Raw genomic sequence first — 16,361 nt, forward strand, 5'->3', positions numbered from 1 at the left:
AGCCTACCCAACGGCTTTTTTTCGGTCCTCCGACTCCGTTGTGTCACGGTGCTGTGGCGGCCGTCCGGCTCCGGACCGCAGCCCTCGGACGGCCCCTAGCCACGGGGCCGGCACATGCTGCGGTACAGGTCGATCGCGGAGTCCGGTGGAAAATTGGGGACATAGGTGACGGCTCCGTCGCTTTTGGAGATCACCATGTGACTGCCCCCCAGTGGCGCCTGAGTGCCGGGCGGCGGTGGGGGCATGACGGCGTGGATGAGGAATCCGATGTCGAACTCGACCACGTACAGCGGCGCCGGATTTCCTGCCATGTCCAGTACTTCGAATCGGGAACGAGCGGCTGCCAATGCCTCTTCGGCAGTGGCGGGGACGGGCTGTACCGGTTCCGGCGCGCCGGGATGCGACACGGGCTCTCTCCTGTCGGTGCGGGAAGGCTGTGGGTCAGGCGTGGTCATGCGGTGGAACTCAGCGGTGACATACGGCTGGAGGACATCGAGGTGCCGAGCCGGAGCCGAGCCGATGGAGTCTCCGGTACGGCGCGCACACGCCGCCCTGGCTCATGCGATCGTCCTGCTGCTGCGGCCCGGCGACCCGCTGACGGGCGCCGGGCGCCCCGCGGTGCGGGCCGGATCATGTGCTGACGGACTTCAGAGCCCGCACGTCGCCGCCGAACTGGTTCGCCGGCTTCTGCTCCTTGATCAGAGCGTCGTTGAAGTCCTCGTTCTCCTCGTGGTTCTTCGCCATCCGCTCCAACGCCTTGCCGATTTCGTTGAGCTTGGTGGCGAGGTGGTCCATCGAGTCCGTCATGCCGTCACGCAGGCCCTCGTAGACCACGCCGAACTTCTCGCCGAGTTCGTCGTCCCCCCAGGGCGGGGTGCCCTGCTTGTCGCTGAAGGTGGTCAGGCCCTGCCAGGCGTCGTGGGCGACGCTTGAGAACGTCGTCTCCTTCGGGGGCTGGCCTCCTCCGCCGCCACCGTCGCCCTGCGCGGCCAGGCCGTTCTTCAGCCTGACGGTCGCCTGGTAGAAATCCCTGCCGATATCGGAGAAATTCCTCCCCTCGGCCTTCAGCGTCTCCGGACTGCTCTGGAACTCGCTGCCCATGACTACGCCCCCCGTTTCACCGACCGGCGTCATCGAGCGGCCGGTCGCACGTCCGTTTCATGTCTGTGTCAGCGTACCCAGAGGCACTGACAAGCCCTCACCTCCTGGGCTCAGCCGGGGCCGGTGGGGCGGGAGAAAGGCGATCAGAACAACCCGTGCCACATTTGCTCGACAATCACCGACCACCAGTTCCTCGGGTCGTCCAGGGCTGATGCGTCGATGGCGACGAGCTGCTCCTGGAAGTCGGCGACGGCGCTGCCCGCCGTGACCGGGTCGAGCCCGGCCATCTCCGCGCGTGTGGTGTCCAGGAGCGCCAGGGAGCGGACGAAGGCGGACAGCGAGGCGTTGACGCGGCGGCCCGCGCCGTTCGCCGGGGTGACGGCCCAGAGCTGGCCGACCGGTTCACCCTCCGGAGCGGACCCCGTGCACTGGACGGTGATCAGCGCGACCCCGTCGGTGCCGATCCTGATGTGCCCGTCCAGAAACGCGAGGGTGTCCGCGCCCGCCTGGGAGCCGACCTCGCGCAGATGCGCGGCGGCACTGCCGAACAGACCCGCCGGAAGCTCCGCCTCCGGGCCGTCGGCCGTGAAGAAGAACGGGACGACGGCCGGAAGTCCGGCCCAGGTCAGCGTGGACTTGGCGGCTTCGGGGAGCGGGGTTCCCGCCACGTCGTCGGCGTCGAAGCGACGTACGTCGTCGGCGCCGAAGGTCTCCGTCAGCTCACGGCCCAGGGCGACATCGCGGAGCGGCTCGGCCGGCTCGACATCGGTCGGCACCGGCACCCGGTGCGGCCGGGGCGGCGCCTGCTGCCCGGCGATCTGGTGGACCTTCTCGACGTGCTGGATCAGCCCGGCGATCGCCTCGGCGCGCTCCTCGCCCCGCAGGCCGTAATCCTGTGTGCAGGAGAACCGGGCGTGGGGGAAGCGGCGGCCGAGCAGCACGCCCGGGTACCCGCCGGGGAGCAGGCTGGAGCTGAGGTCGGTGTGGATCGCGACCACGTTCCGCGGGGGGATGCCGAGGTCGTCGAGCTCCACCAGCGCCTGGTACTCGGAATGCGGCTCACCGGGGGCGGAGTTCTTGACGAGGCTGGTCTCCTCGCCGGTGCCCGGGTCGAGGTAGGTGAGGACCGTGGTGTTGCCGGGGCCGGTGACCGGCGGCTGCGGGGGCGGCGCGGCCTCCTGGCCGCCGCCGTGCTCCTGCTGATACCTCCGCACGACCTCCTCGACCGGCACGGACGGCCAGGTGCTCAGCTCGCCGGTGCGGCGGTCGACCACACCGCAGGCGTGGCCGACCGTGGCCGGCGGCCGGCGCTTGCCCGTGACCGGGTCACGCTCGAGCGGCGGAGCCGCGGCCCACACCACCCAGCCCAGATCGAACTCCTGGATCCGCACCTCACGGCGCGCCTGCCCCTCGGGGTTGAGCCACCCCTCGGCGGTCGCGAGCGCCTGCTCCTGGCTGATCACGGGAACTCCCTTCGAGTCTTCGGACGGACGGGGCCGGTGCGGCCGGGGCGGTGCCGGGCGCACCCCGCGGCCCTCGTCCGGGCGGGCCTGGGGACAGGCGGTCCGATGCGGGTGCCTTGGTAAGGCTCCGGGCCTTTGAGGCTAACGGTCTGCGGTGGGCCGGTGTCAGGCGGTCGGGTGGGCATCGGCCCCGCCGGCCTGCGGGGCCTGCGCGGCGTCCGGCTCGGGGACCGGCGCGGGCTCCGGCCAGGCGGTCCGGGGGTCGGGTACGGAGCGCCGAGCGGGTGCCGTACCGGGCTGCGCCGGGCGGATCCGCAACGCCTTCACCCCGCCTGCCGTGGCAACCAGGAGGATGCCCTCGGGCGAGAGGTCGGTTCCCGTGAAGGGCGTGGCGGAGAGCAGGGCCGTGACGACCTCCTCGCCGCCCTTCCGCTCATCGCGGCGCCAGACGCGTACGTAGTCGGCACCGCGGCTGTACCCGAACGACCCCGCGGCCCGCTCGTCGTCGGAGAGGCGCTGGATCCGGGCCGGGTCGGCATCGATGACGGAGCCGGTGGCGAGATCCTGCACCAGCACGGCGGGGGCCTCGGCAGCGCCGGCCGGCAACGGACGTGAACCCGGAGTGCCGTGCGGCACCACGCTCACGGCGACCGCGAGCGGCGCCGGCTCCGGAGGACCCTGCCCCGCGGGATCCTCCTCGGCGCTGTCCGGCGCGGCCCCGGACGGGCGCAGCCTGCCGACGGTCACGGCCCCGGCCCCGGCGATCCGTGCGCTCCACAGGGTGTGCCAGGGAAGGCCGGGCAGCGTCCGGCGCAGCACCGCCGCGTACTCCGGCAGTCCGTCTTCGACGAACGCGGTCTCCAGCAGCGCCGCCCGAAGGACGGTGGGCGCCTGGGTGCGGGTGAGCAGCGGGGCCGTACGCAGATACGTACGCGCCGCGGCATCCAACTGCTCCGGGGGGACGGCCTCCACCGCGGCGCGCAACCGCACCGGCTCGGCGTGGACGAACAGATTGGGGTCGGTGAGCAGCTGGGGGAGCAGGCCGGCCTCCAGGGTGTGGCCCGCGATCCGATCGCGTACGTACTTCCCGGCCTGGCCCCAGTCCTGCTGGGGGACGGCCTTCAGCAGCTCCATCGCGATACGTGCCTGAGCGCCGGGAACATCCGGTATGCCGGCCCGGACGGTCTCGCCGATGCCCGGGTGCCGCAGGCCCACGAGTGTCCGCTCGTCCTCGGGGACGCCGTCGTCGTCCTGCTCGACGGGGCGGATGAACGGGGCGACGAGCAGCATGCCCCGCGCCATCTCCGCGCTCATGTCCCGCTCGGCGACGGCGGAGGCGAGCGGGGTCAGCAGCTGCACGGGCAGCCCCTCGCCCTCGGCAAGGGCGAGGGGCGCGAGGATCTGCCGCAGGGTGCGGGGGTGGGCGCCGAGCCGCCGGGCGTGCAGATCGAGCGCTTCGCCGACGTTGCCGGGCAGGTGGCCCGTGTCCTCCGGATCGAACCCCTCCGGGCGCATCAGGATCGACTCCACGGCGAGCTGCACGGTCAGACGGCTGCCCGCACCGTCTCCCGCCTGCCCGGCAATTGCCTCGGCGAGGGTGCGCCGAGCGTCCGGAGCGGTCGTGAACGGCAGCTCCGGGGCGCCGAATCGGGGGTTGAGCAGCGCCTCGGCCTGGCGCACCAGCCCGTGGGGGTCGGCCCACTCGGGTGCGTCGAGGTCGATGATCCGGGCCACGCCGGGCGGCAGGCCCTCGGCGAGTTCGGCGGCGAACTCCCGGGGCACGTCGGCGAGAAGGCGTACGGACTCGACGGCGGCGAGGGGCTTCAGCACCTCCCGCACCAGGCGTGCGGGCTCACCCGCCGCCCGCACGGGACCGGCCCGGTCCACATCCGGCACGACGATCGTCACCGGCCGCCCTGACGAGGGGAGCCGGCCGAGTTCGGGGAAGATGCCGGCGGTGCGGGTCGCGGACAATCCGTAGTGATCGGCGAGCAGCCACAGCGTCTGTGTCGCCGTCAGCCCGGCGACACTCGGCACCGCGGGTGCGGGCAGGTCCGGAGGCACGGTCGCCGGGTCCAAGGCGTCCAGCTCCAGCCCCGTGCGGTACTCCGGGTCGCAGAGCATCAGGAACCCCGTGAGCAGCCGCGAACGGCCGGTGCCCGGACTGCCGGTCAGGATGACGACCCGAGGCGCGTCCGGATGCTCGCTCCGCCATGCGGCGAGCGCGCGCAGGGCGGCGGAGCGCCCCCCGATGTAGGGGTGGGGCTCATGGGCTCCGGCCTGCTCCGGGGCCTGGGTCGGGCTGGTCATCGTTCCCCCGTTGTCCTGTCCGTCCACACCGTCAAGACGCCTTGACCGTACGCGTTCATCCTAGGGTCGCCGCACGGGGCGACCCGCACCCCGCCGGGATGCCTGCGGTCCCCTCCGTGAAGCGTGCGCACCTGCATCATGCCGCACCCCACTGACAACGCCTCTGGTCTGCCCTGACGCGACATTCGGGCTCGGCTCGCGGGCTGCCGCGACCTCCTGGGCGGGCACCTCGGCCGGGAGGCCGCCGGGGTATCCGCCGGCGTCCACCAGGGCGACCGCGACCCCAGCCTCCCGGAGCCGGTCGCGGAGCCGGCGGTACTCCTCGTGTTTCGTGTCCACCGTGCCCAGCAGACAGACCGTCGCACCGGGACCTCCTTGGCGACGCACCACCGCGGATCTCTCGGTGCCGGGTTCCGTCCCGACGGGGAGATGATCGCCGCGCGTCCGGCCCGGGGCCGGACCCCGGGAGGTGCGGGGCCGGAAACCGCGCGGGAGGGGCGCCGTCGCGCCGGTCACGTCCCGGCCGGTGTCACCACCGCCGCCACCATCGCGCGCAGCGCGGCCAGTGCCTGCTCGGCGTCGACCCGGTCGGGTGCCAGCAGCCACTGCTGGTGGATGCCGATCCCGGCGCCGATGACCGCGGCGGCGAGCGTCTCGGCGGACACCCCGGACGGGAGCGGCAGGTGCTCCAGCTGCCGTCGGCAGTGGTCGCGCAGGGTGTGGTGGATCTCGGCGTAGCGGCCGTGGATCGGTGAGCCCGGTTCCAACGCCTCCACCAGGAGGGTGGCGAAGAGCTTGGTGGTGGGCAGCGCCCACAGCGCGTGGGCGCCGTCGATGATCCGGTCGAGGCCCGCCTCCGTCCCGTCGGCGTCCGCCGGTTCCTCGCCGAGGCCCGCGCTGATCAGGTCGACCGAGCGTGCGAGCACGGCCAGCAGCAGCCCCTCCTTGCTGCCGAAGTGCCACGGGATCGAACCCCTGCTGATCCCGGACCGTTCGGCGACGGCGGCGAACGTGGTCTGCCGGTAGCCCTTCTCGGCGAACAGCTCCGCCGCAGCGTTGAGGATCCGCTCGCTGCTCTCCTGGCTGGTGTGCTCTCGTCGCGTGGCCACGACACCTCCTTCTGTGCTAGGAAACATACTCTATGTTGGCCAACACAGAGTTGGTCGGCCAGAAGGAGGTCGTTTTGCGCTTCGTCACCTACGCCTCGGCCGACGGCGACCGGACCGGTGTCCTCGACGGCGATCTGATCCACGCCTTCCCGCCCGGCACGACCCTGGCGGAACTCCTCGGCCCCACGCTGCGACAGGCCGGTGCCCGGGCACTCGCCGACCCCGCCGAGGTCGTCGCACTCGCCGACGTCACCCTGCGGGCCCCGGTCCCCGGGCCGCCGTCCGTACGGGACTGCCTCTGCTTCCTCGACCATCTGCGCGGCGGCCTCAGGGCGACCGGCGGCACGGGCGAGCTGGGCCCGACCTGGTACCAGATCCCGGCCTTCTACTTCGCCAATCCCGCTTCCGTCATCGGCCCCCACGACGACGTCACCATCTCGCCCGGCAGCGCCTGGTTCGACTTCGAGCTGGAGATCGCCGCGGTGATCGGCACCGCCGGCCGCGATCTGACGCCCGAACAGGCCGAGGAACACATCGCCGGCTACGCGCTCTTCTGCGACTGGAGCGCCCGCGACCTCCAGGGGCTGGAGAGCCAGCTCGCGATCGGCCAGGCGAAGGGCAAGGACGGCGCGTCCACGCTGGGGCCGTGGCTGGTCACCCCCGACGAGCTGCCCTTCGGTCCGGACGGCCGGCTCGCGCTGCGGGTGCGGGCCGAGGTCAACGGCGAGACGGTCGGCGAGGGCCGCACCGACGCCATGGACTGGACCTTCGGCGAGGTCGTCTCGTACGCCTCCCGCGGGGTCGAGCTGCGGCCGGGGGACGTCTTCGGGTCGGGCACCGTTCCCGGCTGCTGTCTGCTCGAACATCTCGACTTCGGTGACCTCGCGGCGTTCCCCGGCTGGCTCAAGGACGGCGATGTGGTGACGCTGCGCGCCGACGGGCTGGGTGAGGTACGCCAGACCGTACGGGCCGGTGCCGCCCCCCATCCGCTCGCCGCCCGCCCCGACCCCACCGCCGCGCCCCGCCGGCCGCGGACCAACCCGGCCGCCTCCGCCCTGCCCTACACCAAGGGGCTCCACCAGGTCGGGGACGGCGTCTGGGCATGGCTGCTGCCGCACGGCGGGTACGGCATGAGCAATGCCGGACTGGTCGCGGGCGACGGCGCCTCCCTGCTGGTCGACACGCTCTACGATCTGCCGCTCACCGCCGAGATGCTCTCCGGCATGCGGCCGGTCACCGACCGCCACCCGCTGCGCCACGCCGTGCTCACCCATGCCAACGGCGACCACACCCACGGCGGCCAGCTGCTTCCCGCCGCCGCCCGCGTCATCGCCGCCGAGGGCACGGCACACGAGATGCGCGCCGAGATGGCGCCGGAGCTGACCGCGGCGCTCCAGGTGATGGACCTCGGGCCGGTGCTCACGCCGTATCTGCGCGAGCGCTTCGCCGCGTTCGACTTCGGCGGCATCCGGCTGCGGACGCCCGACCGGACCTTCGAGCGGCGGCTCACCGTGGAGGTGGGCGGCCGCGAGGTGCGGCTGCTCAACCTCGGGCCCGCCCACACCGAGGCCGACACGGTGGTGCACGTCCCCGACGCGGGGGTGCTCTTCGCGGGCGACCTGCTGTTCATCGGGTGCACGCCCATCGTGTGGAGCGGTCCGATCGCCGGGTGGATCGACGCCTGCGACACGATGCTCGGACTCGGCGCCCCGACCGTGGTGCCGGGCCACGGCCCGGTGACGGACGCGGACGGGATCCGCGCCGTCCGGGGCTACTTCCGCCATGTCGTCGAGCAGGCCGACGCCGCGTACGCCAAGGGGTTCGGCTTCGAGGAGGCGGCGTTCGGCGTCGATCTCGCCGGGTACGCCGACTGGCTCGACGCCGAACGGGTCGTGGTCAACATCTACCGGCGCTACCGCGAGATCCACCCCGACCAGCCCGTGGTCGACCGGCTCACCCTGTTCGGCCTGATGGCGGAGTGGGAGCGCCAGCGGCGGCGGTAGGCGAGGGCCCGGCCGCGCGGGGTGGCCTTCTTCTCCCGGCTACCGGTCGGAGAGCGGCCGGCAAGTACCGCGGTCGGTCGTGTCCGCCGTGTCCGCCGAGGGCGCGGCGGGCGCGGCGGGCTTGTGGCGCGGCCGGGTTCCTGCCGTCAGGACCACGACCGCGACCAGCGCCATGGCGGCGGACAGCACCGTGAAGCCCGCCGAGAAGGTCGCGACCTGTGCGGCGAGGCCCAGCAGCAGGGACCCGAGCCCCGTCCCGGAGTCGTATCCGATGTTCCAGGCGACGGATGTCGTGTGCTGGTTCCCGGGCCCGGCCTGGTCGAAGGCCTGCACGAAGGTGAGGCTCTGCAGCCCCCCGTACGCGGCCCCCAGCAGGAGGAGACCGGCCGACAGCAGCGCGAGCGGAGGGTGGCCGGAGCGGACGGCGACGGCGACGAGCGCGAGTCCGGCGCCGCCGCCGATGAGAAGCGTGCAGGTCAACGGGCGCGGCGCGAAGCGGTCCGCCAGAACGCCGCAGACCCAACGGGCGCCCGCGGCGGTCGCGGTGAAGAGGAACAGGGCCGTCACGGCGAGCGCCGGACGCCCCGCGAACTGCGGCGCGAACGTCAGGACGGCGCCGCCGGCCGAGGTCACCAACAGCAGGGTGACCAGCGGCAGCAGGATGCGCCGGAGCACCCTGACCGTGGGGTCGGCGCCCGCCGGCGTCTGCTCCGCCGCGGGCGCCTGGGCGCGGGCGTCGACCGCGCGCCCCAGACCGCGGGTGAACGGCAGGGCGAGGACGGGCAGCGCACCGCAGGCGATGACCACCGGGAGGGTGAGCGCCGCGGCCAGCGCCGGGGCCGCCGGGGCCAGCACCATCTGGGGCACCGAGAGCACCAGGCCGTACAGGCCGGTGGCCGCCCCGCGGCGTCCGGGAGGAGCCAGGGTCGCGGTGGCGGTGGAGCCGCACACGGTGATGACGCCGAAGCCGAGTCCCCGCAGGGCGGTGGTGAGCAGGACCGCCCACAGGCTGTCGCCGAGCGCCTGCACCGGCGCGGGCAGCCCGAGCAGCAGGACGCCCAGAGCGAGGGTGCGGGTCCAACCCAGCCCGCGCAGCGCCGTTCTGACGAGGAGCTGGGCCAGCACGGTGGTGGCCATCAGGGTGGCGGTGACGAGTCCGGCGCCGAACTCGTCGGCGCCGCCGTGCACGGCCCACTGCGGGGAGACCGGCAGCAGCAGGGCGAAGCCCGCGAAGCAGAAGAACACCAGCAGGAGCAGGTGCGCCATGCCGGGGGCGGATATGACGGACGTTTTCGCGCGAGTCATGGGCAGTTGCTTTCTGCGCCGGCCCGTGGCCGACGGAGGAGGCGGATGGAGCGGTCGGCGGGCGTGGACCTTGCCGGGCGCGGTGGCGGCCTCGCCGGCCCTCATGCCCCATCCGTCGGTGGGAGGGCACTCCGGGGCGATCGTGTGACCGACGAGCGCCGACGGCACCGGCACGGGCACGTCGTGAGCCGACACGCGTTCTCAGGAACTCCACCGACCATACCCGTTCGCCTGTCCCCCTCCCTTCAGGTCGTACCACCGCCGGACGGCTGTGCGGCAGCGTCGCCGCAGCCGCCCCCGGCAGGGGTCGGCACGACGGCGTACGTCACGGAGCGCCGAACCGCCGGGCCGTGGTGTGCCGCCGTCAGTTCCGGGCCGGCTCCCCGTCAGGGGCACCGCCCCGGCTCGGTCGACGGCGGCTGCCCCGGCGTCATCCCGTGGGCCGCGCGCGCCATCCCCGCGATGAACGCCTGGACGGCAGGGGTCTGTGAGCGGGGGGCGGTAGCCACGCAGACGGTGCGGGTGACCGCCGGGCGGCAGGGGATGAGGCGCACGCCCGGGTGGTGGTCGGGGACGGCCATGCGGGGGATCAGGGCGGTGGTGAGGCCGGCGGCCACCAGCTGGAGTTGGGTGCTGTAGTCGGCGACGCAGTAGCGGACCCGGATGTCGGTGACCGCGTGGCGGCGCAGCAGTTCGACGAGGGCCTGATGGGTGTCGCTGCCGGTGGGGCAGCTCGTCCAGACGAGGCCGTGGAGGCTGCTGAGGGGAACTTCCGCCAGATGCGCGAGCGGGTGGCGGTCGTGGACGGCCAGCAGCGCGTTCTCGCGTACCAAGGGGTGGGTGAGGACGCCCGGGGGGATGCGGGCCGGGGCGTGGGTCCAGCTCTCCATCACCACCGCGTCCAGCCAGCCCGCCTCCAGAGCCGGCAGCAGGTCCGACGCCTCGCCGTCCTGAACCTCGGGTTCCAGGCGCGGATAGGACTCCGTGAGGGCCAGCAGGGTTTGCGGAAGCAGCGAACGTAACGCCGAGGCGACCGCGCCCACCCGCAGCGGGCCCGCCACCAGGCCGCTGATCGCCGCGAGGTCCGAGTCGGCCTGCGACGCCGTCTCGGCCATCCGGCCGGCGGACGCGGCCAGGACCCTCCCGGCGTGACTGAGCCGGATGCCCCGGCCATCACGTTCGACGAGGGCGCAGCCGACCTCGCGCTCCAGGCGGCGCAGATGCTGTGAGACGGCGGGGCCCGTCACGTGCAGGGCCTCGGCGGCCGCCCGGACCGAGCCCAGTCGTGCCACCGCGTCGAAGACGCGCATTCTCTCCCAACTCACCATGTGCGAAGGCTAATGAATACAGCGAACAAACAGTAAGTAGTGCTGTCGCTTTCCGAGTGGAAGGCTGCTTGACGTGGAAGCCGCACCGAAGCCCCGAACCCCCGCCCCCGAGCGTGCCCCGGAGACGTCGGGCACCCAGACGAAGGCAGCTGCCCTGATCATCGGAGGCGCTGCCTGCCTCTCGATGTCGGCCGTCTTCGTCAAGCTGGCCGACGTCAACGCCGGCACCGCGGCCTTCCTGCGCTGCGCCGTCGCACTGCTCGCCCTGGTGCCGATGTGCGTGTACGAGCTCCGCCGGCGCGGCGGGATGCCCACCGCGCTGCACCGGAACGCGATCCTCGCGGGCGTGTTCCTCGGCGCCGACTACGTGATGTGGACACTCAGCATTCTGGACATCGGCGCCGCCGTGTCCACCGTCCTCATCAACGTGCAGGTGATCGTCTTCCCGCTGCTGGCCCGGGTCTGGGACGGCACACGGGTGACGCGCCGTTTCCTGTTGGCCTGTCCGTTGATGCTGATGGGCATCACGCTGGCGGGCGGCGTCGTCGACTCCGGCGCGCAGGCCGTGCACCCCGTGCGGGGGGCGCTGCTGGGCGTCGGTGCGGGCAGCGCCTATGCGGTGTACCTGTACCTGATCCGCCGCTGCGGCCGGAGTTCGCCCGGGCACGTGGTGACGCCGGTGTGTGTGTCGACGGCCGCGGCGACGGTCAGCTCCGGTGCCATCAGCCTGCTGACGACCGGGCTGCCGCTGGCGGTCCCGGCCGCCTCGTGGGGCTGGATCGTGGCGCTGGCCCTCCTCGGCCAGGTCGCGGCCTGGCTGCTGATCAGCAAGGGTGGGCCGCAGCTCCCGCCCAACACCGCGGCGGCGCTGCTGCTCCTCCAGCCGGTCATGGCGATCGCGTTCGCCCTCCTCATCCTCCGCGAGACGCCCACGCCGGTCCAACTGGGCGGCTGTGCACTGGTGATCGCGGCGGTGTGGACCAGCAACCGCACCCCCCGGACGAAGCCGGCGGCGCGTCCCGCGTAGGGACCACGACGGAACGGACCGGTAACCCCCCTCGGAAAGCCTGTGGTGCGCCCCCCCCACGCGCGTGACGGCGTGGGCGAAGGCGTGCCCGCACTGGAAAGGGAAAGAGATGGACCACTTATCGGCGGATGACCACGGCCTCATCGCCCCGGTGAGCCTGCCCCGTGACGGCATGGCTCCCGGGAAGCTCAGCGGCCCGGACGAGTACGACGCGTTCTTCCGTATCCATTACGACGACGTCTCCGACGCCGCCTGGGCCCGGCAGGCCCTCGCGGTCACCCGTAAGGTCGCCGACGACCTGCGCGACTCCAGTCTGGGCGAGGCGGAACGAGCCGATCTGCTGGACGGGATGAATCTCCTCCTCCAGCACGCCCTGGCGCTCACCGCCGGCCGGTAGCGAATTTCCTCAGCGCGGCCCGCTCGAAAGTTCACCGTGACCTCCGTACTTCAGTGGTGCCCGGAATCGGGTGCCGAGATCAAGGGATGTCGGCATGAAACTGACCAGCGACCAGGAAATCGCCATCCGTAGATGGAAACTCGGTCATCACGTCTTCCATCTCCACCTCACGATGATGAACTCCCATCTCCTCGCGTTGAACACCGCACTCGACAACGAGGAATGGCCCACCTGCCGGCGGCTGCTGGAGACCCTCATCCGCCTCTACCGCGCCTCCACCGCCTCGATGCGGTACGCGTCGGATTTCCCCGTCGGCGCCTACCACGGCCTGCTGCGACCTGCGATGGAGCCGCCGTGGGTCAGCCCCGGATTCTCCGGGAAGTTCAACGCCGACCATGAGCGGATGCTCGGTCTGCTGAAAACCGTCCGCACCCCGCTGAAGAAGGCCGCACGCGACGGCCGGGCGCCGGACGACGTGAACGAGGCGGCCCGCGAATTGTGGCGGGAGCAGTCGCGCAACCGCGCAAACCACAAGCTCATCTGCGAGAAATTCGTTCCGGGCGGCACATCCCTGCTGCAGGAATACTTCGCCACCAGCGGAAAGTAAAGGAGAGGCCCATGTCCTTCACCATCGTGGAAACCTGGTACCTGACCGAGAAGGCCGCGGCGCAGGCCACCCGCACCATGCAGCTCATCGACGACGCGCTCGGCGACAACGCCCACCACCACCCGGGCTGGAACGGCCACGCCACCTTCCTCCAGGACCGGAACGACCCGCGCATCGTGACCTGGGTCTACCCCTGGCGCAGCGCGGAGGACCACGCCGATCTGCTGAAGTCCGAAGAGGCCCTGGTCGAGCCGCTGATAGCCGAGTACTGCACCCGTCCCCGCGAGGTCCGCTACGCGGTGGAGCTCCCGGTGGAGGTCGACCATGACCACCACTGAGCACCGCGCCGCGCCGTCCGGCGGTACGCCCCCGGCGGCGGTCGGGGACTGGACGCCGGAGGAGCTGGAGCGCAACGGGCAGCTGCTCCTCAAGCGCCTCGGCGAGCACTTCGCCTCCTTACGCACGCAGCCGGTGACCACCGACCGGTCGGCGAAGGAGATCCACCAGCTCTTCGACGAGCCGCTGCCGACGGGCCCGCAGGACTTCGCCGACGTCCTGGACCAGACGTGGCGGGATGTGCGGCCGCACCTGACGCAGTGGAACCACCCCCGCTTCCACGCGTACTTCTCCAACAGCTCCAGCGGCCCGGCGATCCTCGCCGAGACCGCCGCGGCGGCCCTGAACGTCAACGTGATGCTGTGGGACGCGGCACCGGCCGCCGCCGCGGTGGAGTCCACCGTGCTGCGCTGGCTCTGCGAGATGCTGTCCTACCCGGCCGACGGCGACGCCGTACTCGTCGACGGCGCCTCCCTCGCCACGCTGTACGCCCTCGCCGCGGCCCGCGAACACCTCACCGGTCTCGACGTCCGCCGCACCGGCCTCGCGGGCGGGCCCGTGCTGCGGGTGTACGCCTCCGACCAGACGCACAGCAGCATCGACAAGGCGGCCATCACCCTGGGCCTCGGGCTGGACAACGTGGTGCGCCTGCCGGCCCGGCCCGACGGAAGCATGGACCCGGCCGGCCTCGACGCCCGGCTGCGCGCGGACCTGGCGGACGGATACCGCCCGCTCGCCGTCGTCGCCAACGTCGGCACCACCTCCACCGGCGGGATCGATCCGCTCGACGACATCGCCGAACTCTGTGCCCGCCACGGCGTCTGGCTGCACGTCGACGCGGCGTACGGCGGTTTCTGGCGGCTGGCCGACCCCGTCCGGCCGCACCTGCCCGCGCTGGCGGTGGCCGACTCGCTGGTCGCCAACCCGCACAAGGTGCTGCTCTGCCCGATGGAGGCCAGCGCCCTGCTCTCCCGCCACCGCGACGCGCTGACCAACACCTTCCGGCTGGTCCCCGAGTACCTGACGACGCGCCATGAGGACGGCAGCGTCGACTTCATGAACTACTCCCTGCAGCTGGGACGGCAGTTCCGGGCGCTGAAGCTGTGGTGGATCCTCAAGAGCTTCGGCACCGACGGGATCGCCTCCCGCCTCACCGCCTCCGCGGGCCTCGCCGACCGGCTGCGCACCGCCGCCGGGACCGCCCCGCACTGGCAGGTCACCAACGGGCACACACCGTTCCCGCTGGTCTGTCTGCGGTACGCGCCGGAGGGCCTCGACCGCGCGGAGACCGACGACCTGAACCGCCGCATCCACCACCGCGTCAACGCCGGCCGCCGCTCGTTCGTCTCGCACACCGTCACCGGCGACGGCTACGTCATCCGCGTCTCGATCGGCAACATCCACACCCGCGCCGAGGACGTCGACGCCCTCTGGGACGAGCTCACCGACGCGGCGCGGCGGGAAGGCGGCGACCTGTGACGACCTCACCCCCCACCACCGTGGACCCGGACACCTTCGCCGAACGCCTCGGCACCTTCTACGCCGTGGGCCGCTGGTCGGCGGTCAACGACGACCTGCCGTGGACCCCGGCGCCCAGGTCCCTGCCCTGCATGTGGCGGTACGCGAACCTGCGGCCGTTCGTGCTGGAGGCCGCCGAGTTCGTCAAGGGCGACGCGGCCGCGCTCCGGGTCCTCACCCATCTCAACCCCGGGCACCGGGAGTACGAGGCGGCCTGCGGGCACCTCTACTCGGGGCTCCAGGCGCTCAAGCCGCACGAGTCGATGACCTGTCACCGGCACGCGGCGTCGGCCGTCCGCTTCGTCCACGAGGGGCACGGCGGCTGGACGGCCGTCGACGGGGACCGCATCGAGGTCGGCGCCGGGGACGTGGTCATCACCCCGAGCCGCCGCTGGCACGAGCACGGCAACGACGCCGACGAGGGCCTGGTCATCTGGCAGGACCTCACCAACGACCCGCTGGTCAACACGCTCGGCGCCAACTTCTTCGAACTCCACCCCGACGGCACCCACCTGCCGACCACCCCGCGCCGCGACACCCACGCCACCTGGGGCGGGCTGCTGCTGCCGGACACCCGCCGCCGCCACGAAGGCTCCCCGCTGTACTCCTACCCGTGGGAGAAGTGCCGGGAGGCCCTGGAGAACGCCGCCCGGGCCGGCCACCACGACCCCCACGACGGAGTGGTGCTGGAGTACGCCGACCCGGCGACGGGCGGCCCGGTCACCCCGACCACCGGCTGCCGGCTCCAACTCCTCCGGGCCGGGGAGCGGACCCGGACGCACCGCCGTACCGGTGCGGTGGTGTACGTCGTCGCCGAGGGCACGGGCACGACCACCATCGAGGGCACCGACTTCGAGTGGTCGGCGGGCGACACCTTCTGCGTCCCCTCCTGGGCGCGCCACCACCACACCAACCGCAGCGGCACCGGCGAAGCCGTGCTGTTCTCCGCCGACGAGTCCCCCCTCCTCCGGGCCCTCGGCCTGTACGCCGAGGACGCCGGACCGTTCGACGGGTCCTGAACCACCCGCACCGCCCGGGGCCTTCGGGCCCCGGGCCCCGTGAGAGAGGAAGACTCATGCTCCGCATTCTCGTGATGCTGTCCGCCGCCACCCGGATGCCGCTGACGGACGGCAGGACCCGGCCCGTCGGCTTCTGGCCCGAGGAGGTCACCGAACCGCTGGCGGTCTTCGACCGGGCCGGGGTGGACATCACCACGGCGACCCCCGACGGGCGGCCCGCCGAGGCGGACCCGTCGGGCTTCACCCCGGAGGGCACCGGCCTGTCCCCGGAGGAGTGCCAGGCGCTCCGCGACGCCGTGGCCGGACACCGTGAACGGCTGGCCGACCCCGCGTCGTTGCAGGAGATCCGCGGGGAGGCCTTCGACGCCGTCTTCGTGCCCGGCGGCTACGCCCCGATGATCGACCTCTGGTGCGACCCGCACTGCGGACGCGTCCTGGCCGGTGCCCACCGGGCCGGCCGCCCGGTCGCGGCGGTCTGCCACGGCCCCGCCGCGCTGCTGTCCTGTACCGACGCGCAGGGCGACTGGCTCTTCCGCGGCTACCGGATGACGTCGTTCACCGACGCCGAGGAGAAGGACGTGGCGCTGCTCGACGTCCTGCCGTGGACCTCGCAGCAGTCGCTGGTCCGCCAGGGCGCCCACTTCTCGTCCGGGCCGGCGCCCTGGGCGGAGCACCTCGTGGAGGACCGCGGGCTGCTCACCGGCCAGAACCCGGCCTCGGCCCGGCCGCTCGCCGAGCGGCTGCTGGCCCGGCTGAACGGCGCGCAACCGCCCGCCGCCTGAGCCGGCCCCCCACGGCGGTGACGCCGGCGGACGGCGCCCGGCCCCCGGGCCGCCCC

At 72.8% G+C, this 16,361-nt stretch carries 16 protein-coding genes; 8 read left to right on the forward strand and 8 right to left on the reverse strand.

The features are described 5' to 3' along the window. Positions 1-95: 95 nt before the first annotated feature. From ACF1BH_RS10375 to ACF1BH_RS10400, 6 genes are all read right to left on the reverse strand, one after another. A complete protein-coding gene (locus tag ACF1BH_RS10375; RefSeq protein WP_391641992.1) occupies positions 96-407 on the reverse strand; it encodes a hypothetical protein in 312 nt (103 codons plus the stop codon). Between the two features lie 223 nt (positions 408-630). After that, complete coding sequence (locus ACF1BH_RS10380; protein ID WP_391641993.1) at positions 631-1,101, reverse strand: hypothetical protein; 471 nt, start codon at positions 1,099-1,101, stop codon at positions 631-633. Between the two features lie 143 nt (positions 1,102-1,244). After that, complete coding sequence (locus ACF1BH_RS10385; RefSeq protein ID WP_391641994.1) at positions 1,245-2,564, reverse strand: SUKH-4 family immunity protein; 1,320 nt, start codon at positions 2,562-2,564, stop codon at positions 1,245-1,247. Between the two features lie 165 nt (positions 2,565-2,729). Next, positions 2,730-4,874 (reverse strand): ATP-binding protein, encoded by a 2,145-nt coding sequence (locus ACF1BH_RS10390; RefSeq protein WP_391641995.1) that lies wholly within the window; start codon positions 4,872-4,874, stop codon positions 2,730-2,732. A gap of 60 nt (positions 4,875-4,934) precedes the next feature. Beyond that, entirely contained in the window at positions 4,935-5,480 is a 546-nt protein-coding gene (locus ACF1BH_RS10395; RefSeq protein WP_391641996.1) for a Tm-1-like ATP-binding domain-containing protein, read from the reverse strand. Continuing rightward, complete coding sequence (locus tag ACF1BH_RS10400; protein ID WP_391641997.1) at positions 5,387-5,983, reverse strand: TetR/AcrR family transcriptional regulator; 597 nt, start codon at positions 5,981-5,983, stop codon at positions 5,387-5,389. Before ACF1BH_RS10400 ends, ACF1BH_RS10395 begins: the two co-directional genes overlap by 94 nt. Positions 5,984-6,015: 32 nt before the next feature. Between ACF1BH_RS10400 and ACF1BH_RS10405 the strand changes: the two genes are divergently transcribed. Beyond that, complete coding sequence (locus tag ACF1BH_RS10405) at positions 6,016-7,986, forward strand: fumarylacetoacetate hydrolase family protein (RefSeq protein WP_391641998.1); 1,971 nt, start codon at positions 6,016-6,018, stop codon at positions 7,984-7,986. Positions 7,987-8,025: 39 nt separating this feature from the next. Here ACF1BH_RS10405 and ACF1BH_RS10410 read toward each other — a convergent pair whose 3' ends face one another. Together ACF1BH_RS10410 and ACF1BH_RS10415 are read right to left on the reverse strand one after the other, a co-directional pair. Further along, positions 8,026-9,291, reverse strand: a complete 1,266-nt coding sequence (locus ACF1BH_RS10410) for an MFS transporter (protein ID WP_391641999.1) — start codon at positions 9,289-9,291, stop codon at positions 8,026-8,028. A 386-nt stretch (positions 9,292-9,677) separates the two neighbouring features. After that, entirely contained in the window at positions 9,678-10,619 is a 942-nt protein-coding gene (locus tag ACF1BH_RS10415) for a LysR family transcriptional regulator (RefSeq protein WP_391642000.1), read from the reverse strand. Positions 10,620-10,692: 73 nt separating this feature from the next. Between ACF1BH_RS10415 and ACF1BH_RS10420 the strand changes: the two genes are divergently transcribed. The 7 genes from ACF1BH_RS10420 to ACF1BH_RS10450 all read left to right on the forward strand — a co-directional run bounded on the left by ACF1BH_RS10420 (position 10,693) and on the right by ACF1BH_RS10450 (position 16,305). Beyond that, on the forward strand, positions 10,693-11,646 hold the full coding sequence (locus tag ACF1BH_RS10420; protein WP_391642001.1) for a DMT family transporter: 954 nt from the start codon (positions 10,693-10,695) through the stop codon (positions 11,644-11,646). A 109-nt stretch (positions 11,647-11,755) separates the two neighbouring features. Beyond that, complete coding sequence (locus ACF1BH_RS10425) at positions 11,756-12,043, forward strand: hypothetical protein (protein WP_391642002.1); 288 nt, start codon at positions 11,756-11,758, stop codon at positions 12,041-12,043. A 94-nt stretch (positions 12,044-12,137) separates the two neighbouring features. After that, positions 12,138-12,650 carry a hypothetical protein gene (locus ACF1BH_RS10430; protein ID WP_391642003.1) on the forward strand — a complete coding sequence of 171 codons (513 nt, stop codon included), beginning with the start codon at positions 12,138-12,140 and terminating at the stop codon, positions 12,648-12,650. A gap of 11 nt (positions 12,651-12,661) precedes the next feature. Beyond that, entirely contained in the window at positions 12,662-12,988 is a 327-nt protein-coding gene (locus tag ACF1BH_RS10435) for a hypothetical protein (RefSeq protein WP_391642004.1), read from the forward strand. Next, the gene (locus tag ACF1BH_RS10440; RefSeq protein WP_391642005.1) at positions 12,975-14,465 is read left to right on the forward strand and encodes a pyridoxal phosphate-dependent decarboxylase family protein; all 1,491 of its coding nucleotides are present in this window, start codon (positions 12,975-12,977) and stop codon (positions 14,463-14,465) included. The genes ACF1BH_RS10435 and ACF1BH_RS10440 overlap by 14 nt, the downstream gene beginning before the upstream one ends. Beyond that, the gene (locus tag ACF1BH_RS10445; RefSeq protein WP_391642006.1) at positions 14,462-15,523 is read left to right on the forward strand and encodes a cupin domain-containing protein; all 1,062 of its coding nucleotides are present in this window, start codon (positions 14,462-14,464) and stop codon (positions 15,521-15,523) included. The genes ACF1BH_RS10440 and ACF1BH_RS10445 overlap by 4 nt, the downstream gene beginning before the upstream one ends. Before the next feature lie 56 nt (positions 15,524-15,579). Continuing rightward, the gene (locus ACF1BH_RS10450) at positions 15,580-16,305 is read left to right on the forward strand and encodes a type 1 glutamine amidotransferase domain-containing protein (protein ID WP_391642007.1); all 726 of its coding nucleotides are present in this window, start codon (positions 15,580-15,582) and stop codon (positions 16,303-16,305) included. Positions 16,306-16,361: the final 56 nt, after the last annotated feature.

Source organism: Streptomyces sp. NPDC014733, assembly GCF_043083385.1.
Taxonomy (GTDB): Bacteria; Actinomycetota; Actinomycetes; order Streptomycetales; family Streptomycetaceae; genus Streptomyces.